This is a genomic window from Amycolatopsis sp. PSD-21 (genome assembly GCF_055561455.1).
Window position 1 is genome coordinate 2,704,700 of sequence record NZ_CM145712.1, and the last position, 21,133, is coordinate 2,725,832.

Sequence of the window (21,133 nt, forward strand, 5' to 3'; positions counted from 1 at the left end):
GGCGAACCTGTCCTGGACAACGAGACCCAGGCTGAAGGCGTCGGCCGCCGGACCCCGCACCTGGACCATCGCCCTGAGATCTGGTCTCAAAACTCGGCGTGTCGCTAGGTGAACCAACGGCCCGTCCCTGGCTTCGCACCGCCCGACTGTGGGCCCGGCCCGACGGCCCGGAGGCCTGTCAGAGAGACTGGGGGCCAGTGCCCGCCCTCTCGATCTGGAGCCTTTTATGCCGCAAGGGACCGTCCGTTGGTTCGACGCCGAACGGGGTTTCGGCTTCCTCGCGCCCGAGGACGGCTCGCCGGACGTGTTCGTGCACGCCTCCGAGATCGTCGGGGACGGCGGCGCGAAAGTGCTCCGCGAGGGTCAGGCCGTCGTGTTCGAGGTCGGCGAGAACGACCGCGGGCCCCAGGCGCTGCGCGTTCGCGTCACCGCCGATGCGGCCACCGGCAGCGCCGTGGGCCTGCTCGGCACCGTCAACTGGTACGAGCCGAGCAAGGGGTACGGCTTCGCGTCGCCGGACGGCGGCGGCGCCGACGTCTTCGTGCACAGCTCCGCCATCGTGACCGGCGGCGTGGTCACCGAGGGGCAGCGGGTGGCCTTCCTGATCGTCGAAGGCGAGCGCGGCCCGCAGGCCGGGCACGTGATCCCGCTGGGAGCAGGGGCCGGCTCACCCCCTGCGGCTGGTATCGCGGACGGTGCCGACGGCACGGTGGCCTGGTACGACGAGGACAAAGGCTTCGGCTTCATCAACCCCGACTCCGGCGCCGGGGACGTCTTCGTTCACGCCCGGGCCCTGGCCGAGGGGCTGACGTGGCTCGCGGAGGGCGACCGCGTCGCCTACGAGGTGGCTAGCGGAGACAAGGGCCCGCAGGCCCGCGACGTGCACCTGGTCCGGGGCGCCGAGCCCCAGACGGCGCCGCAGCGGTCGGCACCTGCCGAGGCCGCGGGGCCGGCGGCGCGGGACGTGCCCGTACGAGGCGGCGAGGGCGTCGTCGCGCGCTACGACGACGACCGCGGCTTCGGTTTCATCACCCCGGACGCGGGCGGCGACGATCTCTTCGCCCACGCGTCCGTGATCATGGGGTCGGAGCCGCTGCAGAAGGGTGACCGGGTCCGGTACACGGTGCGTCAGAGCGACCGGGGCCCGCAGGCCGACCGCATCGAACGCCTCTGAAGAGGCGGCCCCGCCGACGGTGCCGTCAGCAACGCGGCTGCCCGGACCCGCATCCGAGCTGCTCGGGTAGGTCTCGCCGGCGGCAGCCGGTGCCGAGCACGAACAAGATCCCCTCCAGCGCGGCACGGTCATCGATCCGGGGCCGCCCACCCGGACCACGCGGCGCTGGCCGGGACGGGATCAGGGGTTCGATCAGCTCCCAGAGCCGGTCTTCGACCCGTCGATGCTGCGTCGTCTTCGCCACGACTGCCCACGATCGACACACCTTGAGTTTTGAGGCCAGGTCTAAGAACCGGAACCGTACGTCGGCCGGTCCGCATCGGAACGCCCGAGCCGGTCACGGAGACCCCAAGCACGCTCCCGGTCCGCGCGCGCCGACGCCGGGTCGCCCATCTCCTCGGACAGTGCCGCCCGCTCGCCGAGCGTGTCGATCCGCGCCTGCGTCAGCCCGATGCGTTCGTAGAGTTTCTCGGCCTCGGACAACCGGCCGCGCGCGTTCGCGTGGTCGCCCTGGCGCCACAGGAACCGTCCGGTCTCCTGGAGCGCGCGGGCCTGGCCCATGGCCGCACCGTGACGACGGAACAGGCCGAGTGCCGTCTCGCACTGGGTGAGAGCACGGTCGGCCGAGTCGAGCGCGGCCAGATTCCGGGCCGAACGCAGCAGCACGTACGCGTAGTTGGTGTCGTCCACCGGAGTCCGCGGGCCGCCGTGGTCCGGCGCGAAGTAGCGGACGCAGGCGTCGAACTCTTCGGCGGCCTCTGCGTACCGGCCCTCCCGGTACCGGTGCGAGGCCCGCATCGTCCGCGCCACATGGACGCCGAGCGGATAGTCCGCCTCCGCGAACAGGCGCACTGCTTCGTCGAAGAGCTCGGGCGACGTTTCGCGGCCACGGGCGCTCGTCAGGTACACCCGTGCCCAGCCCTGTTCGCGCCGGTCGCCCGCCTTCTCCGCGGCGTCCCAGGCCAGCTTGGCCATCCGGACGGCCTCGTCCGCCTGATCGCGCAGCGAAGCCTGCACCCAGGACAGATAGTTCCGGTGGACCGCCTCGTCCCGGTCGCTGCCGAGCGCGATGGCGGCGTTCACGGCGAGTTCGAACACGTCGTACCAGGTGCTCGCGGTCCCGCCGATCTCCGAATACCAGTGCATGGACTCGGCCAGGTCGAGCACCGTCCGGTGGTCACCGCGCGCGGCGACGCTTTTGACCGCGGCGTGCCAGTTCCTCAGCTCGACTTCGAGCCACCTGCCCGCTCCGCAGTGGTCATCGAACGACGGCGTCGCGACCGGGAGCGAGCTGACGCCGTCGGTGGGGTGGAAGTAGCGGCCCGCCGCCGTCGCGGTGCTCACCAGCCAGCAGGCCAGCCGGTTTTCCGCCGCTTCGACGACGTCAGGGGTTTCCTCGCGGGCCAGCCGTTCGGTCGCGAAGACCCGGAGGAGGTCGTGGAACTGGTACCGCCCGTTCTCCTGCGACGTCTGCAGCAGACTCGCGTCGGTCAGTTCCTCCAGGTAGACGGCGGCGTTCGGGCTGAGCTGCCGGTACGACAGTTCGAAGACGCTGCGCACGTCGAGATCGCCGGCGGTCAGTGTGGTCAGGCGACGGCCGCGGTCCCGGAGCTGATCCACCAGCCGCGACAACGGCCAGGTCGGGCGGCTCGCCAGCCGGTTGCCCGCGATCCGCAGCGCCAGCGGCAGCCGCCCGCACAGTTCGACCAGTTCGAGCGCCTCCCGCCGCTCCCGCTCGACCCTGTCCGCCCCGACGATGGTCGACAGCAACGCGACCGCGTCGCCCTCGCCGAACACGTCGAGGGCGAGCCTGCTCGCGCCTTCCAGCCCCACCAGCATCTGGCGGCCGGTGATCAGGGTGAGACACCGCGGCCCGCCGACCAGCAGCGGGCGCACCTGGGCTTCGTCGGCCGCGTCGTCCAGGACGATCAGGGTGGCCCGGTCCTGCAGGAGGGACCGGCACAGGCTCATCCGGTCCTCCTGATCGGCCGGGATGCGGACGGCTTCGACGCCCAGCGAGCGCAGGATCAGGTGCAGCACGTCCGCCGGGTTCGCCGGCTCGGCCGACATCCCGCGCAGCTTCAGGAACAGCCTGCCGTCGGGAAACTCCTCGACGAGGTTGTGCGCCACGCGGACCGCGAGCGTGGTCTTGCCGGTCCCGGGAGGTCCGCTCAGGATCGCGACCCGCCCGGACCTGCGGCGCCCGGCGACCGGATCCGCGGAAAGGGCGCGCAACGCGGCGAGATCGCTTTCGCGGCCGGTGAGGTCGTCGACGTCCGCCGGCAGGATGCCGATCAGGTTCGCGCCGTGGTTTTCAGGCGCGGGGGCGCGGCCCTGCCGCGCGGCCTTCTGCAGACCGGTCAGCTCGTCGTCGGACAACGACAGCGGCGCGGCGAGCGCTTCGATCGTCCGGCGTTGCGGGCTCTTGGCGATCCCGCGTTCCATGTCGCTGATGGCGCGGACGCTCACCCCGGACCCCTCGGCGAGTTCCTCCTGCGTGAGGCCGGCCCGGACGCGGTATTCCTTCAGCAGCACCTTGAAAGTCTTGGCTGCCCTTGCCAGGGCGGCGTTCGTCATGGCCGGATTATCCCGCCTCGCCGCGTTCGGCTTCACCCTTCGCCATAGCGGCCGCTGATCGCGACGGCCCGATCCCGCAGGGAAGCGCGCAACCAAGGCGGGCCGACGGCTTCGGCGTCCGTGGCGAGTTGCCACAACGCCCATTCGGCGTGCCGCGCGTCCTGGAAGGTCACCTCCATGCGCAGTCGTCCGTCCTCGGCCGTTTCCTCCGTGAGCACGGCCAGCGCGGTGCCCACCAGTTCGCCCCGCCGCGCCGGATCCACCAGCACCGACACGGCGACCTGGTCCCCGCCGCTCCGGAACCGCGTGCCGCGTTCCTGCCAGGTCCGGTCCAGGTCCACCCGGTCCGGGCGTTGCGCGGGTTCGGGGAGTTCCTCGGCGGCCCGCAGCCGGGACAGCCGGTAGGTCCGGTCCTCGCCGGACCTCGTGGCCAGCAGATAGCCCCGGTCCCGGACGGTGACCAGGCCGATCGGATCCACCGTGCGCCACTGCGGCGCCCGGCCCTCGGCCGCGTAGTGGATGCGCAGCTTGTGGCCCGCGAACACCGCGCGCCGGACCTCGGAGACGACGGCGTCCGGCACCTCTTCGGCGGCCACCCGGCGCGAAAGCAGGTCGGTCTCCGGGTCGATGAGCAGGCGCCGGGCCGCGCCCGCCGCGGTGTCCCGCTGGCCTTCCGGTAGCGCGTCGACCACCTTGAGCATGGCCGACGCGAGCGCCGAGCCGAGACCGAAAGCCTGCGCGCCACGCCGTGATCCGGCGATCAGCAACGCGAGCGCCTCGTCATGGTTCAGCCCGGTGAGTTCGGTCCGGAAACCCGGCAGCAACCCGAAACCGCCGTGCCTGCCGCGTTCGGCGTACACCGGGACACCCGCCGCCGACAACGCCTCGATGTCGCGCAACACGGTGCGGGTGGAGACCTCCAGCTCGCGCGCGAGCGTGGTCGCGGACAGGCGGCCGCGGTGCCGCAACAGCAGCACCAGTGAGACCAGCCGGTCGGCGCGCATGGCCGGAACTCTAGCGGAATACACGACACAGGATGTCGTGATTCGCTGCGAGGCTCATTCCCATGACAAGCAGGACTGTGGCCACCGAGCCGAACGATCTGGGCAGATTCTTCATCGAGCGAGGCAACGCGGGCGATGTCGACGGACTGGTGGCGTTGTACGAACCGGACGCCGTGCTGGCGTTCCCGCCGGGCAACATCGCGAAAGGGCACGCGGAGATCCGCAAGGTGTACGAGGAGTTCGTCGCGGCCGCGCCGGAACTCCTGCCGGGCAGGCAGCATCCGGCGCTGGTGGGCGACGACCTCGCGCTCACGGCGTCCACGCTGACCACCGGTGAGGCGACCATCGAGGTCGCCCGCCGTCAGCCGGACGGATCCTGGCTCTGGGTGCTGGACCAGCCGGTCTTCGTGCCGTGACGGGACGGCTCGCCGGTGACGGACCCGGGGGCCGTCACCGGCGAGCCGTGCGCGGCGTCAGAGCGTGCAGTTCCTGGCCGAACCGGTGTTCACCTTGGCGCCGGTGAACTCCTCGATGATCGCGACGTTCTCCGGCGCGTAGTTCTTGGCGACGATCTTGGCCACGTCCGCGCTGCCGAGTTTGGCGGCGTGGGGCGCGGATTGATCCAGCCAGTAGGCGGTCCGGAGGAATTCGACGAGCACGAATTCACGCAATTCCGGCTGTGCCTTGATCTTGGCCCAGTAATCGGGATGCTTGGTCTTGGCGACACGCAGGTAGAGCTGAAGGTAACGCATGTTCGTTGCCGCGATGTCGCGCGAATTGCTCGCGCCGACACCCTGGATGTACTCGGCGACGACGCTCGCCGCGGGCAATCCCATGAGCCCGGCGTTGAGTTCCGCGATGACCCCCTGCATCCGATACGAACCCTGTTGCTGATCCCGCAGGTAGATGTCGTCCATCGAACGTGTGAGATCGTCCGTGATCAGCGGCAGGATCTCGCGGCGGGGGAATCCGCCGTGGATCGGGACCTTCATCGCCTTGCGGGAAGCGTCGATCCACGCCGAGACGTACACGTCCCACGACGTTCTCGAAGGATCCAGGTCCCACATGTGGGTCTCTTCGTGGATCGCCACCATCAGGGACTCGGCGAGCGCGTTGAAGCTGGTCTTGTTCACGAACTGGCTGAAGTACTTGTCCTTGGCCTGGGCGATCGCGAGGGCTTCGCCGCTGGGCCAGCGCCGCTTGTACACGGCTTGGATCGTCTGCAACCACTTCGTGGATTGGAAACCGGCCTTTATGTCACTGACATCGGCTTTCGGTTGTACCGGTTCTTCATAACAGAAGGGAGCCGCCGCCGTCTCTTGCGCGGTAGCGGAGACGGGGAATGCGGTGAGGGACAGGGCGAGGCACGCGGTCAGCACGGTAATGCCATATCGGCGCATGGGGACCTCGGTTCACGGTAGGGGTTTTCCGTGGGGGCGGACGGAAGTGTCCCCTACCGATCACCGTCACTTCAATGATCCGGCTCGTACTAGGGCTGGACAGGCTAGGAATTATGGCGGCGAACGGGCGAATCCGCGGCCAGCCTGGATCGGCGCATGCTGTAACCGAAGTAGATGCCCACGCCGAGCGCCATCCAGCCGGCGAAGACGATCCAGGTCTCGCCGTCGAGGCTGAGCATCATGTAGCCGCAGCACAGCACCCCGAGGATCGGCGTGACGGGGGAGAAGGGGACCCGGAACGAGCGTGGCGCCTCCGGCTGCCGCTTTCGCAGCAGCAGGACGGCGACGTTCACCAGCCCGAAGGCGAACAGCGTGCCGATGCTGGTGGCGTCGGCCAGCTTCCCGAGCGGGACGAACGCGGCCAGCGTCGCGACGAAGCCCGAGACCACCAGGGTGTTGATCCGGGGCGTTCCCGTTTTGGGGTCCACTTTGGACAGCGAGGCGGGGACCAGCCCATCGCGGGACATGGAGAACAGGATGCGCGTCTGTCCGTAGAGGACGGTCAGCACGACGCTGGAGATGGCCACGATCGCGCCGACGGCCAGCAATCCGGCCCACAGCGGGTTGTCGGACACGGCACCGAGCACGTGCGCGAGCGCGGCCTCCTGGCCGTCGAAGTCCTGCCACGGCAGGGCGCCGACCGCGGCCACGGCGACAAGGCAGTACAGCACGGTGACGATGGCGAGCGAGAGCAGGATGGCCCTCGGCAGGTCCCGCTGAGGGTTCTTGGCCTCCTCGCCCGCGGTGGAGGCCGCGTCGAAACCGATGTAGGAGAAGAAGAGTTTCGCGGCACCGGCGCTCAGCCCGGCCAGTCCGAGCGGCAGGAACGGGGCGAAGTTCGCCGCCCGCACCGCCGAGAACGCGATCGCGCAGAACAGCACCAGCGTGCCGACCTTGATCACGACCATGATCGCGTTGGCCCGCGCGCTCTCCTTCGCGCCGGACAGCAACAGGAACATGGCGAGCAGCACGACGACGATGGCCGGGACGTTGACGATCCCGCCCGAGCCCGGCGGCTGGCTGAGCGCGTCGGGGATGGCGAAACCGAACGCCAGCCGCAGCAGTTCGTTGAGGTACTGCCCCCAGCCGACGGCCACCGACGCCACCGAGACGCCGTATTCGAGCACCAGACACCAGCCGCAGACCCAGGCGACCAGCTCACCGAGCGTCGCGTAGGCGTAGGAGTAGGACGAACCGGACACCGGGATCATGCCGGCGAGCTCGGCGTAGGACAGCGCCGAGAACAGCGCGGTGACACCGGCGAGCACGAACGACAGCACGACTGCGGGGCCCGCCACGGGGACCGCTTCGCCGAGCACGACGAAGATCCCGCTGCCCAGCGTCGCGCCGATGCTGAGCATCGTCAGCTGCCCGAGGCCGAGGGATCGCTTCAGCGCGCCGTGATCACTGTCGGCGATCAGATCGGCGACCGGTTTCCGCCGCACCGCCGCGGCTCGCAGAGTCATGCCGAGGACCGTATCTGCCGCGCTGAACACGCAGGACAGGAGATCGTTGCTTGGTTACCTGCATTACAGGCTGTTCGCCGGAATCCCCCGGAGTTGCCGATCGTGCGTCCTGCGCCAGATCAGCAGGGAGAGCACCGCGCCGCACAGGCAGAGGAACATGTCCCACTGCGTGTCCCAGACGTCTCCCTGGGTCCCGAGGAAATCGTCCGCGCCCGCGCCGGCGATCATCGCGCTGAGCCATTCCACGAACTCGAAACCGGCGGCGATCGTCACGCAGACGCAGACGGTCAGGAACGCGACCCAGGCACCGGGGCGCAGCGGGGTCCGGCGCAGCAGCACTTCGCGCACGGCGATCGCCGGGACGAAACCCTGGACCACGTGGGCGAACCGGTCGTAGTTGTTCCGCTGGGTGCCCATCAGCTCCTGCACCCATTCCCCGGCCGGGGTCTCCGCGTAGGTGTACTGCCCGCCGTAACACAGCACGATCGCGTGCAGCACCAGCAGCCAGCACAGCAAGCGGGTCAGGGGAAAACGTTTGCGCAGGGCCACCACCAGCGGCAGCCCGATCAGCACCCAGACCACTTCCAGCAGCCAGGTGCCGGGCGACCTGGCGAGGACACCGGTCACCACGAGCACGGCGACCACGAAGCCGGCCAGCAGGATGCCTTCCGTCCGGCCGACTCCGCGCACCATGCGTGGGACCCTACTGTGACGGGCCCCGGCTCGCTCAGTTCAGCTTGCGCATGTCGGCGGGCAGGCCGCCGCCGGCGTAGACGTCCTCGGCGAGCTTCGCCAGCGCGGTCAGCGCGACGTTCTGGCTGAACGGCCCGTAGGACACCCGGGAGACACCGAGCTTCTGCGCGGTGGCCAGCGGGATCGAGCCCGGCACGCCGATCAGGTTCACCTTGCGCTCGCCCAGCGCCTCGACCAGCCTGCCGACCTGCGTCTCGTCGAGCTTGCCGGGCACGAAGAAGTTCGACGCGCCGGCGTCCAGGTACGCGCGGCCGCGGGTGATCGCGTCGGCCAGCACCTCCTCGGGGTCACGGTCGCCCGCCCGGAGGAAGGCGTCGGTGCGGGCGTTGAGCACGAAGTCGACACCGGCGGACTGGGCGGCGGCGACCGCGGCTTCGACGGCCTTGACCGACTCGTCCAGCGGTTTCATCTGGTCTTCGAGGTTGCAGCCGACCGCGCCGGCCTCGATCGCCCGGGCGACCGTGCCGCCCGGGTCGCCGTAACCCGCTTCCAGATCCGCGGTGACCGGCAGGTCGCCCGCCACCCGGACGATCAGGGCGACCTCGGCGATCATCTCGTCGCGGGGGATCACCTCGCCGTCGGGATAGCCGCGGGCGGCGGCGATACCGTGGCTCGGGGTGGCGAGCGCCTGCGTACCAGGGGTTTCGGCGACGACCTTCGCGGTGATCGCGTCCCACACGTTGACGACGAGCAGCAGTTCGGGGGCGGCGTGCAGCTCCTGCAGCCGGGTGGCCTTCTCGGCGATGGAAACCATGCCGTCAATCTAGAGGTTTTCGCCCGGCGAAGCCGATTCCTGTTACGCGCCGGGCCGGGGTGGCGACTGGTAGGGACAGCACTTCGAGGGAGGTCCCATGGAGCTGACGATCAACGCCGCCGGCGACGAACAAGCGCTGACCGAGTTCTACAGCTGGCTCCGCGACGACGCCGACGTGACGCGGTCCGCGACCATCAGCCTCGCGGGTTCGCGGAGCACGGGGGAGCTGGGCGTCTTCGAGGTCATCTGCATGTCCATCGGCTCACTGACCGGGCTGGCGAATCTGGGCATCGCCTGGAGCAACTTCCTCCGCTCCCGCGAGGAGACGCCCCCGTTCACCATCACGGTCGAGGGTGAGCTGACCGCCGAACAACGCGCCATGCTCCGGAACCTGGACCTGCCGCTTTCGTGACCGTCACGCGCCGCTTCCCAGCCACCGCAGCGTTTCCAGCGCGACGGCCACGTCGACCGCGTTCTCCGCCAGCGGCCGGGGGAGCAGTTCGTCGGCCCGCGACAGCCGCCGGACGACGGTGTTCCGATGGGTGTAGAGCCGTTCGGCGGTCCGTGTCGTGTTGCCGAGTTCGTGCACGTAGGCCCGCACGGTCTCCCGGGTCTCGGCGTCGGCGTGCCGGAGTTCGCCGAGCGTGTCGGCGATGAATTCGCCCGCCTGCGCCGGATCGCCGGTGAGCAGCGCGAGCAGCTGGATGTCCTGGTACCGCGCGATCTGCTGCGGCGAGGTGAGCCGGGCGAGCATCCGCTGGGTGGCGGCGGCGTCCAGATGGCTGCGGCGGAACCCGTCGATCCCGCTGCCGGGCCGCCCCAGCGCGACCCGGACGTCGGGATGCGGCGCGAGGTCTTCGGCGAGCCTTTCCGCGCGCGGCTGGGTCCGGCCGGGCAGCCAGACCCACAGGGCGGCGGCGCTGGCGACGACGGTCAGCCGGTGCGAAGCGCTACTCGCCCGCATGAGCGTCTCCGCGGCGGTTTCGAGCTGCTGGGACGACGGTGTCACCGAGCCGCTCCAGACGATCGCGGCCGTATGCGGCCCGGCGAGCGGGTAGCCGAGCTGGGCTTCGGCGCGCGAACGGCTGATGGGCGCGCCTTCCAGCAGCAGGGTGACCGTGGCCCGCCGTTCGGCGTGGGCCCCGCGGGTCAGTTCCGTGCGTTCGGCGGCCATCCGTTCGGACACGGCGGCGACCGTGTCCTCGATGAACGTGGTGATCGACAACGACGAGACGTCCAGCAGCTCGCGGAGCAGGACCGGGTCCGAAGTGAGGTCGAAACAGATCTCGATCCACCGGCGCCAGGCCACCCCCTGGGCCCGCCGGTAGGCGTCGAGGCCGCCGGAGTCGAAGCCGCGGCGCACCATGTCGCGAGCGCCGTCCAGCACTTCCTGGTTCAGGTTGGCGGCGACCCGTTCACCGGGGCGCTGCACGTTGGCGGCCGCCCAGTGCAGCAGATTCGCCAGATTGGCGCGTTTGGTGCCCTCGGTGAGCACGGGGTCCTCGGCGACCGCGCGCATACTGTCCCCGCCGAGCGAGGCCTCGTGCAGCTCCTCGATCCATTCGGCGCGGGGATGCAGCACGATCTCCGCGCCCCGCCGGAAGAGGTCACGCGCCTCAGGCGACAGTGTCGGCCACGGCGATGCGGCACTTTGCACCATCCATACATCATGATGGTGCAGATAGCGCTAGCGCAATTCCCCGCCCGACCCGCATCGTGGAGGGAACCGAGACGAGGCTGGAGTACCGCATGACGACGAGCACCCCCGTCGAGCACCTCGACGTGGTCATCATCGGTGCCGGGATTTCCGGGATCGGGGCCGCGCGCTACCTGAAGACCGAGAACCCGGGCAAGACGTTCGCCATCCTGGAGGCGCGCGGCACGTCCGGCGGCACCTGGGACCTGTTCCGCTACCCGGGCATCCGGTCGGACTCCGACCTCCACACCTTCGGCTACGAGTTCAAGCCGTGGCGGGACAAGCAGTCCATCGCCGACGCGCCCCGGATCCTGTCGTACCTGCGCGAGACGGTCGCCGAGAACGGCCTCGAACCCAGCATCCGGTACCACCACAAGCTGCTCTCGGCCGCCTGGTCGAGCGACGAGGCCCGCTGGCTGCTCGAGATCGAGCGGACCGACACCGGCGAGCGCACCAGCCTCAGCGCGGGCTGGCTGTTCAACGCCGGCGGCTACTACCGCTACGACGAGGGCTTCACCCCGCGTTTCGAGGGCCGGGACCGGTTCACCGGCACGATCGTGCATCCGCAGCACTGGCCCGAGGACCTCGACTACGCGGGCAAACGGGTCGTCGTGATCGGCAGCGGCGCCACCGCGGTCACCCTTATCCCGGCCATGGCGGGCACCGCGGCGCACGTGACGATGCTGCAGCGCACCCCGACCTACGTCATGCCGGTGCCGCGCGAGGACAAGATCGCCAACGGCCTGCGCAAGATCCTCGGCGAGGAGCGGGCCTACGCGCTCACCCGCCGCAAGAACATCCGCAAGGGACTGGCGGTCTGGCAGTTCTGCCAGAAGTTCCCGAAGACCGCCCGCGGCCTCATCCGTTACGTCAACAAGAAGCAGCTTCCCAAGGGCTATCCGGTCGACGAGCACTTCAACCCGCCGTACGACCCGTGGGACCAGCGGCTGTGCGCCGTACCCGGCGGCGATCTGTTCGCCGCCATCCGCAAGGGCAAGGCCGACGTCGTCACCGACAAGATCGCGACCTTCACCGAGAAGGGGATCCTGCTCGAATCCGGGCGTGAGCTGGAGGCGGACATCATCGTCACCGCCACCGGATTGAACCTCCAGGTGTTCGGCGGGGCGAAGCTCAGCGTCGACGGGAAACCGGTGATCCTGCCGGAAACCTTCGCGTACAAGGGAATGATGCTTTCGGACGTGCCGAACGCCGCGTTCGCGATCGGTTACACGAACTCGTCGTGGACGCTCAAGATCGGCCTGCTGTGCGAGCACTTCTGCCGTCTGCTGGCGCATATGGACGCCCACGGCTACGACGTCTGCCGTCCCGTCCTCGCCGATCCGGACATGCCGACGAAACCGTTCCTGGACTTCGCCGCCGGATACGTCCAGCGCGCTCTCGACCAGCTCCCGCGTCAGGGCGACCGCATGCCGTGGCTGACCTCGATGAGCTACCACTCGGACATCAAGCTGCTGCGCGCGGACGACATCACCGATCCGGAGCTGCACTTCTCCCGTGTCGAGGTCCGGGAAGCGGTGAACTCGTGACCGACGGCTTCGCCGACCTGCCCGGCGGCCCGCGGATCTGTTACCGCGAGGACGGCCCGTCCGACGGGATGCCGCTCGTGCTGATCGCCGGGCTCGGCCTGGATCTCACTTCGTGGCCGCGGCCGATGATCGAGGGGTTCACCGGCCGCGGTTTCCGCGTCATCCGGTTCGACAACCGGGACGCGGGCTGCTCGGACCGGATCAAGGCGCCGAATCCCGGCAAGCTTCGGCAACTGCTGGCCCGGCCGCTGCCGGACGCCTACGACCTTGGCGACATGGCGGCGGACACCGTCGGCCTGCTGGACCACCTCGGCGTAGGGAAGGCGCATCTGGTCGGCATGTCGATGGGCGGCATGATCGCGCAGACCGTCGCCGCCCGGAACCCCAGCCGGGTCCTGTCGCTGACGTCGATCTTCTCCACGACCGGGCACCGCCGGGTCGGGCAGCCGGCGCGGTCGACGCTGCTGCGCATGGCGCGGCGGCCCGCGCGGACCGTCGAGGAATCGGTGGCCGGGCACCTGGCGATGATGGGTCACCTCGGCTCGGCCACGTTCCCGCTGGACACGGACGTCGAAACGGCCTGGGCCGAGGAGCTGTGGGAACGGGCCGGAGGGCGCCGCGCCCGCAGCGGTATCGCCCGTCAGATCGGCGCGATCCAGGCCAGCGGCGACCGCACCGCCGAACTCGCCCGCATCACCTGCCCGACGGTCGTGGTCCACGGCGATACCGACCGCATGGTCCACCACAGCGGCGGGCGGGCGACCGCCAAGGCCATCAGGGGCGCCCGCTACGTCGAAATCCCCGGAATGGGCCACCACATCGCGCCGGATCTGGTCGAGCGGCTCGTCGAGCTGACCGCCGAACTAGCCCTCGACCCGGCAGGAGAAACCCGATGAGCGGTGTTCGCGGCAAGGTCGCCGTCGTCACCGGTGCCGGTTCCGGCATCGGCCGTCAGCTGGCGCTTGAACTCGCGCGGCGCGGAGCCCGGCTCGCGGTGTCCGATGTGGACGAAACCGGGCTGGCAGCAACCGTCGCCCAGGTCAAGGCCCTGGGCGCGGAAGTGCAGGGCGCCGCGCTGGACGTCAGCGACCGGGCGGCCGTGCTGGAGTACGCGACCGCCGTCGCCGCGCAGTTCGGTGTGGTGCACCAGATCTACAACAACGCCGGGGTCGCGGGCGGCGGGCAGACCGTGCTCGACGCGGAATGGGAGCTGTACGACCGCACGCTCGCGGTCAACCTCTTCGGCGTCATCAACGGCACCAAGGCCTTCCTGCCGCATCTGATCGATTCCGGCGACGGCCAGGTCGTGAACATCTCCAGCCTCAACGGTTTCATGGCCCAGCCGACGCTCAGCGCCTACTGCGCCAGCAAGTTCGGCGTCCGCGGGTTCACCGAGGCGCTGCGCACCGAGATGATCGCGGGCGGGTATCCGGTGCGGGTGACCGTCGTCCATCCCGGCGGGGTCAAGACCGGTATCGCCTCGGCGGCGTTGAAGGAAGCCGAGGCGCGCGGTATCGAGCCCACCGCCGAACAGCGGGAACGCGTCCGCGTGTACAACGAAAAGCTGCTGAAGATGCCGGCCGATCAGGCCGCCCGCATCATCGTCGACGGGGTCGAGGCGGGGAAACCGCGCGTGCTCGTCGGGAACGACGCGAAGCTGGTCGACCGGCTCGTCCGGCTGCTCCCGCGGCGGTACCCGAAACTGATCGTCGACTTCGAGCGGCGGCGTCTCGCCCGCTAGGCGTGGTCCCGCTCGAAGCCGGCGGCCCCGCTGCACATGTCGCGAAAGCCACTTTCGGGACATCAGACGTCCCGAAAGTGGCTTTCGCGACGCACCCACCCTCCCTATGAAGCACGCCTAGGCGTCGACGCTCCGGTGCCCGAACAAGCCGAGCAGCCACGTGTAGCGGACGGCTTCGCGAGCCTGTTCGTACGCGTCTTCGGTGCCGATCCAGATGGCCTGGGTGATCAGCTCGATGGTGGCTGCGACGACCGTGCGCGCGGTGAACGGCGGCGGTGACGGCAGCGCGGGATCGGTGGCACGAAGCCATTCCGCCGTCCGATCGAAGACGGCTTCACCGGCGCGCAAGGTGTTCTCCCGCGCTTCGAGTCCCGCGTCGCCGAGAGCGTAGATCTCCAGCAACGCCGCGCGGACGGCCGTCGGGCGCCGGTGCACGTAGTCGACGAGGAAGTCGCAGCAGGCGGCGACGGCGTCCAGCGGGGTCGCGGCCTCGGCGCCCACGGCGACGCCCTGGGTGATGAACTCGGTGGTGATCTCGCGATACGCGGCGAGGAAGGCGTCCTGCTTGCCGGTGAACTGTTCGTAGAACGAGGTCCGGGACACGGCCGCCGTCGCGGTGATGTGGCCGACGGTCGTGGCGACGTAGCCGCGTTCGCCGGTGTTCTCCAGTACCGCGTCGATCAGCCGGGCGCGCTGGGTTTCGGCGACCTCGTCGCGGCTGAGGTTGTGCGGCCCCTTCGGCAGCTTGCGGTGCTCGGTCACGTGCGGCACCGTACCGGCTTGGAGATCCGTGAAGGCCTCCTTCCCTACTGTCAGGGTAGAGAAGGAGGCCTTCACGGACCTGTGCGGTCAGCCGACCGGCACCTCCGGGGCAAGGGAGTTGCCGGGCGCGATCTTCCCGCAGCTGGTCGGGGCCGTCTTGCCCGCGAACCGGTCGTTGAGCCAGCCGATGGCCAACGGCGCCCAGGCGACGGCCGCCCCGACGTGGCTCAATGTGTTGTACTGGTCGTACTTGATCGACTTGTTGCCGGTGTCGCAGTACTGCCGCGCGAGCGAGCGCACGTCACCGGCGACCATCACCCCGTCGCCGGTCCCGATCCCCGGCGGATTGCCGAAAGTGCCTTCCAGGACACCGTTGTTGCCCTGCGCGATGTAGCCGGGCACGGTCGGCGTCGGCGCCGAACCGAGGTTGATCTTGTTCACGGCCTCGACGTACGGCAGCACCTTGTTCGGGTTGACGTACTCGGGTTTGACGAATTTCTCCCACGTCAGCCCGGGATACCGGCCGAGCGCGTCGACGATCGACGCCTTTTCCATGTCCTTGAGCACCTGAAGGCCGTAAGAATTCGCGTACGGCTTGAGATCGATGCCGAAGGAACGCGAGACGCCGATGAGCGCCATCGGAATGACGCCGGTCCACGCGACGCTGCCGTTGACGTACTTGAGATTGTGCGACGGCTTGACGAGCACTCCGCCTTCGGTGAAACCGACGAGGTTCTTGTTGACCTCGGGCGCGTAATCCGGCGCGAGCGCGGCGGCCCAGCCGGTCGCGATGGCGCCGCCCGAATACCCGATGAGCCCGAACCGGGTCTTGTCGTTCATCCCCGTTGCGGGCGACCGCGTCGCGGCGCGGATGGAATCCAGGGTGTTCGTCCCGTATTCGGGCCCGGCGGCGAAGTTCGCCTTCTGGCCCTCGGTGTCGGGAATGACGACGTTGTAGCCCAGCAACAGGGCGGGCGCGATGAACAGCGTCTCCGCGTTGGCGATCAGGCCGCCGAGCGAGACGTCACCGGCGATCGCCCTGGACGGGCCGTGCTCGGGGTTGAGCGAATCGTAGAACGATTGGTACGAAACGGCTTTCGTGCTGTCGCCGGTGAGGCTTCGCAGCACCGAAGTGACGTTGGCGGACGGCTTCCCCTGCGCGTCGGTGGACCGGTACAGCAACTGGGTCACCTTGAGCGGCGTGGAAATGCCGATGACGTGGTAATTGAGCGTCCGGGTCTTCAACACGGTCCCGGGGCTGTACGACGACAGCGGTTCGCTGCCGTCGTAGCTGTAGAACGGATCGGTCGCGGGGGCGGCGGAGGCGGCGGGCGCGGCGGCGAAACCGACGATGAGGGCGATCGCGACGGCCAGCAGACGAGCGGGCTTTCGGGTCATGACTCCCCTTTGAATCATGAAGTGGATCACGTTTGGATGCCCGGAACCTACCAGCCGGTAACCGATGGTGTACAGAGGCGTACATCATTAATCGCGCGATCTCGACGATTCTTTTACTCGCGTTGGGACGGAGCACGGCTCGGAAAGGGTGCGGGTTGTGATCCAGCACAAAAACGGCAGCGCGATCAACGGGACCAAGGCCGTCCGCAAGGAGGTGTGGTCGGCGACCGTTCCGATGACCGGGCTCGCGAGACCGCCGATGCTGACCGTCAGCCCGAGGGTGACGCCACTGGCGGTGCCGACGCGCGTGGGGAGGTAGTCCTGCGCGAGCGTGATCTGCAGGGAGAACGGGATGTACAGGCCCACCGCGGCCAGCAGGACGAACGGGAAGAAGGCCGGGCCCGGCACGAAAACGACGCCCGTGACCGCGACGACGGTGGCCAGATAGGACCGGCGCACCACGATGACGCGGTCCCGGCGCCCGGCCAGCCTGCTGCCGAGCAAAGTGCCGGCGGCGCCGCCGAGGTAGAGCAGGAACAGCGCGGCGCTGCCCGTCGCCGTGCCGCCTCCGGCCCGTTGCTGCGCGTAGAGCGAGACGAAGGTGCTCAGGCCGACGAACACGATCGAGCGGAAGACGACGGCCGCCGACAGCTTCGTGAACGACCTCCAGTCGTCGACCCCTGTCGTCTCCGCCGGCGAACCGCCGGTGCGGCTGGTCCTGGCGAGGGCACGCAGCACGGGCAGGCACAGCACGGAACCGGCCAGTGCCGGTACGACGAGCAACGACGACATCCGCAGTCCGCCGAGGCCCATGACGGCGGCGACGAGTACGGGAGCGGCCGCGAAACCGATGTTCCCGCCGAGGGAGAACCAGCCCATGGCCGTATGGCTGCCACCGCCGGCGATCCTCGCGACCCGTGCGGCCTCGGGGTGGTAGGCGGCCACCCCGATTCCCGACACGGCGACGAAAGCCAGCGTCAGCGGGTAGGAACCGGCCAGTCCGCCGAGGGCGATGCCGAGCCCGCCGAGGAGCGTGGCGGACGGCAGCAACCACGGCATCGCCCATCGGTCGGTCAGCGCACCGAACAACGGCTGCGCCACCGACGACAGCAACGAAGCGGCGAGCACGATGCCGGACACCGCCGCGTAACCGTAGGCGCGTTCGGCCGCGAAGAACGGCACCAGCGCGGCGACCGAACCTTGGTACACGTCCACACACGCGTGCCCGGCCGACAGCAGGGCGATCGCTTTGTTCTTCGGCACGTCGCCATGCTCGTCGCGGATCGCGGTGTCGCGCTTCCGATAAAATGACAAACGATGACGGAAATCCGCCACATGTCCGCGGCACCGACCCAGGTCCGCTCCCTGGCCTCCGGCACGACGATCGAGGCGCACCGCCACGACGATCACCAGGTCGCCTACGCCGCTCGCGGCGTACTGGCCATCACCACCGACAGGGGTTCCTGGGTCGCGCCCGCCACGAGGGCCATCTGGGTGCCCGCCGGGACCGTGCACGCCCATCAGGCGCACGGCGACCTCGAACTCCGTCTCGTCGGCCTGCCCGCCACCGTGAACCCGTTGCGGCTGAACGAACCGAGCGTGCTCGCCGTCGGACCGCTCCTGCGCGAACTCATCCGCGCGTACACCGATCCGCCGCACGACGACTCACCTGAACGACGGCGGCTGCGCGCGGTACTGCTCGATCAGCTTCGCGCCTCGCCGCAGCAACCCCTGCACCTGCCGACGCCTTCCGACCCGCGGCTACGCGCACTATGCGAGATCCTCAGCGCGGATCCGGCCGACGGCCGGACGTTGGCGGCTCTCGGCGCGCGGGTAGGGGCGAGCGACCGCACCCTCGCGCGGCTCTTCAAAGCCGACCTCGGCATGACCTTCCCGCAGTGGCGCACGCAGCTGCGGCTCCATCGCGCTTTGGTCCTCTTGGCCGAGGACACCCCGGTGACCGCGGTGGCGCATGCCTGCGGCTGGTCGTCCACCAGCGCGTTCATCGACGTCTTCCGCCGCGCCTTCGGGCATACGCCGGGCCGGTACTACGACCGCTGAACGCGAAACGGGGCCGGTCCACAAAGGACCGGCCCCGTTCTTCGTTCGGTTCTTACGCCTCGCTACGGCGACGGCGCACCAGCAGCACCATCAGCACACCCGCGCCGAGGAGCGCGCCGCCGATGATCAGCGGCATGGTCGCGGAAGCACCGGTGTTGGCCAGCTCGTCGCCGCCACCCGATTCGGCGCCACCGGGGGTGGTGGGGGCCGGGGTCTCGGTGACGGGCGCGCCGCCCTGCTTCCAGCTCGCGGTCGCGTTCGCGGCGACCGAGGTCTTCTCGGACTGCGCGACGATCAGCGACTGGGCGGGCACCTTGTCGTAGTTCTCGCCCACGAACAGGCGGCCGGTGTCGAGGTGGCCGCTGACCTTCAGCGAGAAGGTGCCGGAGCCGTCCTTGGCGTCCTTGGGGACGTCGACGTAGACCTTGGTGCCGTCCTTGATGTCGGCGGCCTTGATCGCCTTGCCGTCGGCGTCGGTGACCTTGACGCCCTCGGGCAGCTTGCTCGTCAGCTCGGTGATGTCACCGCTGGTGGCGATGCTGAACGGGCCGATCCGGGTGCCGGTGGCGCCCGAGGCCTTGGCCGGGCCGATGTCGAGGGTCGGCTTCGGCTGCTGGCCGATGCCGACGTTGTCCTTGCCCACGAGGTAGTCGTAGACCGCCAGCACGTCGGCGGAGTCTTCCGCGGCACCGCCCGAAATCGGGTTGGCGCGCTTCAGGTCCTTGCCGTCACTGAAGTGCCAGACCGCGGCCTGCGTCGCGGTGATGGCCTCCTTGACGGAGAGGCCGCCGTTGAGCTTGACGTCGCTCTTGCCGAGCGTGCCCTCGAGCGCCTTGACCGACGCCGCCGGGTAGCCGTGGTGCAGCACCCAGTTGAGCTTCGAGCTGTTCTTGTTGAACGGCGACTTGGTGTCCGGGTACTTGTTCCACGGACGCTCGATCATGTCCTGATCGGTGCGCATGCCGACCTCGACCTGCACGCAGTACATCTTGAGCTTGCTGCCGTCCGACAGCTTCAGCGTGAACAGCACCGTGTCGGCGGGCTTGCCGTTCTCGAAGTTGACGCCGAACCCGCCGTTGCCCTCTTGCTGGACGACCCGGCCCCGCGCCGCGCCGTCGTCGGCGAGGGCGGCCGGAGCGGCCATCGTCAGCGCGACGGCCGCGGAGGCCACCGCGATCCCGCCGCGAACCAGAACTGACCTGCCGTGCATGTGTCTCCTATCCGGATACGGACCACGAATGCCAGTGCCGTGTGCGACCACAGGCCCCGACCGCAACGGCTCGCCCGAGTGGGGGAGGAATCATCCCATCGAGCGAGAGCGGAGCATACAGAGGTCATACACACGGCTACTCAGGGGTATGGCTCATGTCCGAATTGCCCCGAACGATGGGTGAACGTCAGGAAAACGATCTTGGCCGAGTAGAGAACGACTCTTCGCCGGAAAGAAACCGACGAAAAGCTCGCAGATGGAGGTACCGCCGCTCCTCCGGTCGCTGTTGAATTGGACCAGACCATTCACTGGCGATTGGAGTCCTCATGACGCGACGGCACCTCCGCCGGGGGTTGTCCCTGGTGGCCGGGCTCGCTTTGGCCGGGGCGCTGCTCCCGGCCGCGAGCAGCGCGGAAACCGTGGAAGCGCGAGGAGTTCCGCTCGGCGAGCTGACCGCCACGGCGACCAAGGTCGCGTCCGGGCTGGTCAACCCGACCGCGATCACGGCGATGAACGACGGCAGCGGCCGGATCCTCATCGTGGAGAAGCGGGGCGTCGTCCGGGCCTACCATCCCCGGACCGGCCTCGCCGCGAAGCCGGTCCTCGACATCAGCGCCAAGGTGAACGGCGCGGACGTCGAGCGCGGATTGCTCGGGCTGGCGATCGCCAAGGACAGGCGGGTCTACGTCGCGTACACCCGCAAGTCCGACAGCGCGGTGACGCTGTCCCGGGTCCGGCTGGACACCGGCGAGCTCACCGAGCTGATCACCCAGCCGCATTCCGAATTCCCCAACCACAACGGCGGCCAGCTCGCGTTCGGCCCGGACGGGTACCTGTACTGGGGGATCGGCGACGGCGGTGGCGGGGGCGATCCGCTGGCCACCGGGCAGCGGCTGGACACGTTGCTGGGCAAGATCCTGCGCATCGACGTCAACCGCGCGTGCCATCCGCTGAAGTACTGCGTCCCGGCGGGCAATCCGTTCGCCGGCGTGGCGGGCGCGCGTCCGGAGATCTGGTCGTACGGGCTGCGCAATCCGTGGCGGTTCTCCTTCGACCCGGCCGACGGTTCGCTGTGGATCGGCGACGTCGGCCAGGGCCGGTTCGAGGAGGTCGACCACCTCGCCAGGGGCAAGGGCGGTGCGAACTTCGGCTGGTCCTGCAAAGAGGGGCCGGTCGTCTTCGACGAGACACGCTGTGAGGACGGCGTGACCTACACTGATCCGGTCTTCCACTACATCTCCGGCGCGGAGGGCTGCGCGGTGATCGGCGGGCACGTCTACCGCGGCAGGAAGTACGCGGCACTGGCCGGCGGGACCTACCTCGCCACCGACTTCTGCCAGGGAACGGCCTGGGCCGTCCGCAAGAAGACCGACGGCACCTACGAAAGCGCCCGGATCGGCGAGTTCCCGCTCGACGCCACCACCTTCGGCACCGACCAGAACGGCGAGCTGTACCTCGCCGACGAGACCCCTGGCGGACTGCACCGGATCTCGTTCGCGCGCAAGGGATAGATGCCCGCCCCGGCCGCGT

The 21,133-nt window shown here is 69.4% G+C and carries 19 protein-coding genes and 1 pseudogene; 8 read left to right on the plus strand and 12 right to left on the minus strand.

From position 1 onward, the window contains the following. Nucleotides 1–226: 226 nt before the first annotated feature. Complete coding sequence (locus ACZ1DY_RS13080) at nucleotides 227–1,174, plus strand: cold-shock protein (RefSeq protein ID WP_465484524.1); 948 nt, start codon at nucleotides 227–229, stop codon at nucleotides 1,172–1,174. 40 nt (nucleotides 1,175–1,214) lie between these two features. On the opposite strand, the pseudogene ACZ1DY_RS13085 reads toward ACZ1DY_RS13080, so the two are convergent. The 3 genes and pseudogenes from ACZ1DY_RS13085 to ACZ1DY_RS13095 all read right to left on the minus strand — a co-directional run. After that, nucleotides 1,215–1,418 (minus strand): annotated as a pseudogene (locus ACZ1DY_RS13085) (transposase); the annotation flags it as partial. Nucleotides 1,419–1,459: 41 nt separating this feature from the next. Next, complete coding sequence (locus tag ACZ1DY_RS13090; RefSeq protein ID WP_465484525.1) at nucleotides 1,460–3,751, minus strand: helix-turn-helix domain-containing protein; 2,292 nt, start codon at nucleotides 3,749–3,751, stop codon at nucleotides 1,460–1,462. Between the two features lie 32 nt (nucleotides 3,752–3,783). Then, nucleotides 3,784–4,755, minus strand: a complete 972-nt coding sequence (locus ACZ1DY_RS13095) for a helix-turn-helix transcriptional regulator (protein WP_257488214.1) — start codon at nucleotides 4,753–4,755, stop codon at nucleotides 3,784–3,786. A 77-nt stretch (nucleotides 4,756–4,832) separates the two neighbouring features. On the opposite strand from ACZ1DY_RS13095, the gene ACZ1DY_RS13100 reads away from it, so the two are divergent. Further along, nucleotides 4,833–5,171, plus strand: coding sequence for a YybH family protein (locus tag ACZ1DY_RS13100; protein ID WP_126729979.1), 339 nt, complete (start codon nucleotides 4,833–4,835; stop codon nucleotides 5,169–5,171). Nucleotides 5,172–5,228: 57 nt separating this feature from the next. Here ACZ1DY_RS13100 and ACZ1DY_RS13105 read toward each other — a convergent pair whose 3' ends face one another. The 4 genes from ACZ1DY_RS13105 to ACZ1DY_RS13120 form a co-directional block, all read right to left on the minus strand. Continuing rightward, complete coding sequence (locus ACZ1DY_RS13105; RefSeq protein WP_257488213.1) at nucleotides 5,229–5,963, minus strand: hypothetical protein; 735 nt, start codon at nucleotides 5,961–5,963, stop codon at nucleotides 5,229–5,231. 296 nt (nucleotides 5,964–6,259) lie between these two features. After that, nucleotides 6,260–7,681 (minus strand): amino acid permease, encoded by a 1,422-nt coding sequence (locus tag ACZ1DY_RS13110; RefSeq protein ID WP_465484526.1) that lies wholly within the window; start codon nucleotides 7,679–7,681, stop codon nucleotides 6,260–6,262. 63 nt (nucleotides 7,682–7,744) lie between these two features. Further along, nucleotides 7,745–8,374, minus strand: a complete 630-nt coding sequence (locus ACZ1DY_RS13115) for a DUF2238 domain-containing protein (protein WP_257488211.1) — start codon at nucleotides 8,372–8,374, stop codon at nucleotides 7,745–7,747. A gap of 34 nt (nucleotides 8,375–8,408) precedes the next feature. Next, nucleotides 8,409–9,188 carry an isocitrate lyase/PEP mutase family protein gene (locus tag ACZ1DY_RS13120; protein WP_465484527.1) on the minus strand — a complete coding sequence of 260 codons (780 nt, stop codon included), beginning with the start codon at nucleotides 9,186–9,188 and terminating at the stop codon, nucleotides 8,409–8,411. 97 nt (nucleotides 9,189–9,285) lie between these two features. On the opposite strand from ACZ1DY_RS13120, the gene ACZ1DY_RS13125 reads away from it, so the two are divergent. Next, the gene (locus ACZ1DY_RS13125; protein ID WP_465484528.1) at nucleotides 9,286–9,600 is read left to right on the plus strand and encodes an effector-associated constant component EACC1; all 315 of its coding nucleotides are present in this window, start codon (nucleotides 9,286–9,288) and stop codon (nucleotides 9,598–9,600) included. A gap of 3 nt (nucleotides 9,601–9,603) precedes the next feature. On the opposite strand, the gene ACZ1DY_RS13130 is transcribed toward ACZ1DY_RS13125, so the two are convergent. Continuing rightward, entirely contained in the window at nucleotides 9,604–10,848 is a 1,245-nt protein-coding gene (locus tag ACZ1DY_RS13130; RefSeq protein ID WP_465484529.1) for a PucR family transcriptional regulator, read from the minus strand. Nucleotides 10,849–10,937: 89 nt separating this feature from the next. Between ACZ1DY_RS13130 and ACZ1DY_RS13135 the strand changes: the two genes are divergently transcribed. The 3 genes from ACZ1DY_RS13135 to ACZ1DY_RS13145 are packed head-to-tail and all read left to right on the plus strand — an operon-like array spanning nucleotide 10,938 to nucleotide 14,172. Beyond that, on the plus strand, nucleotides 10,938–12,431 hold the full coding sequence (locus ACZ1DY_RS13135) for a flavin-containing monooxygenase (RefSeq protein ID WP_465484530.1): 1,494 nt from the start codon (nucleotides 10,938–10,940) through the stop codon (nucleotides 12,429–12,431). Further along, a complete protein-coding gene (locus ACZ1DY_RS13140) occupies nucleotides 12,428–13,327 on the plus strand; it encodes an alpha/beta fold hydrolase (RefSeq protein ID WP_465484531.1) in 900 nt (299 codons plus the stop codon). Before ACZ1DY_RS13135 ends, ACZ1DY_RS13140 begins: the two co-directional genes overlap by 4 nt. After that, nucleotides 13,324–14,172 (plus strand): SDR family NAD(P)-dependent oxidoreductase, encoded by an 849-nt coding sequence (locus ACZ1DY_RS13145; protein ID WP_465484532.1) that lies wholly within the window; start codon nucleotides 13,324–13,326, stop codon nucleotides 14,170–14,172. Before ACZ1DY_RS13140 ends, ACZ1DY_RS13145 begins: the two co-directional genes overlap by 4 nt. Before the next feature lie 117 nt (nucleotides 14,173–14,289). Here the strand turns inward: ACZ1DY_RS13145 and ACZ1DY_RS13150 are convergent, their stop codons facing one another. From ACZ1DY_RS13150 to ACZ1DY_RS13160, 3 genes are all read right to left on the minus strand, one after another. Then, a complete protein-coding gene (locus tag ACZ1DY_RS13150; protein WP_465484533.1) occupies nucleotides 14,290–14,934 on the minus strand; it encodes a TetR/AcrR family transcriptional regulator in 645 nt (214 codons plus the stop codon). Nucleotides 14,935–15,021: 87 nt separating this feature from the next. Continuing rightward, a complete protein-coding gene (locus tag ACZ1DY_RS13155) occupies nucleotides 15,022–16,332 on the minus strand; it encodes a lipase family protein (protein WP_465484534.1) in 1,311 nt (436 codons plus the stop codon). Between the two features lie 87 nt (nucleotides 16,333–16,419). Further along, nucleotides 16,420–17,595: an MFS transporter gene (locus tag ACZ1DY_RS13160; RefSeq protein WP_465484535.1), complete on the minus strand. Its 1,176-nt coding sequence runs from the start codon at nucleotides 17,593–17,595 to the stop codon at nucleotides 16,420–16,422. Nucleotides 17,596–17,649: 54 nt separating this feature from the next. On the opposite strand from ACZ1DY_RS13160, the gene ACZ1DY_RS13165 reads away from it, so the two are divergent. Continuing rightward, a complete protein-coding gene (locus tag ACZ1DY_RS13165; protein WP_465484536.1) occupies nucleotides 17,650–18,393 on the plus strand; it encodes an AraC family transcriptional regulator in 744 nt (247 codons plus the stop codon). Nucleotides 18,394–18,445: 52 nt separating this feature from the next. Here ACZ1DY_RS13165 and ACZ1DY_RS13170 read toward each other — a convergent pair whose 3' ends face one another. Then, nucleotides 18,446–19,603 (minus strand): thioester domain-containing protein, encoded by a 1,158-nt coding sequence (locus ACZ1DY_RS13170; protein WP_257488200.1) that lies wholly within the window; start codon nucleotides 19,601–19,603, stop codon nucleotides 18,446–18,448. A gap of 326 nt (nucleotides 19,604–19,929) precedes the next feature. On the opposite strand from ACZ1DY_RS13170, the gene ACZ1DY_RS13175 reads away from it, so the two are divergent. Next, nucleotides 19,930–21,114 (plus strand): PQQ-dependent sugar dehydrogenase, encoded by a 1,185-nt coding sequence (locus ACZ1DY_RS13175; RefSeq protein WP_465484537.1) that lies wholly within the window; start codon nucleotides 19,930–19,932, stop codon nucleotides 21,112–21,114. Nucleotides 21,115–21,133: the final 19 nt, after the last annotated feature.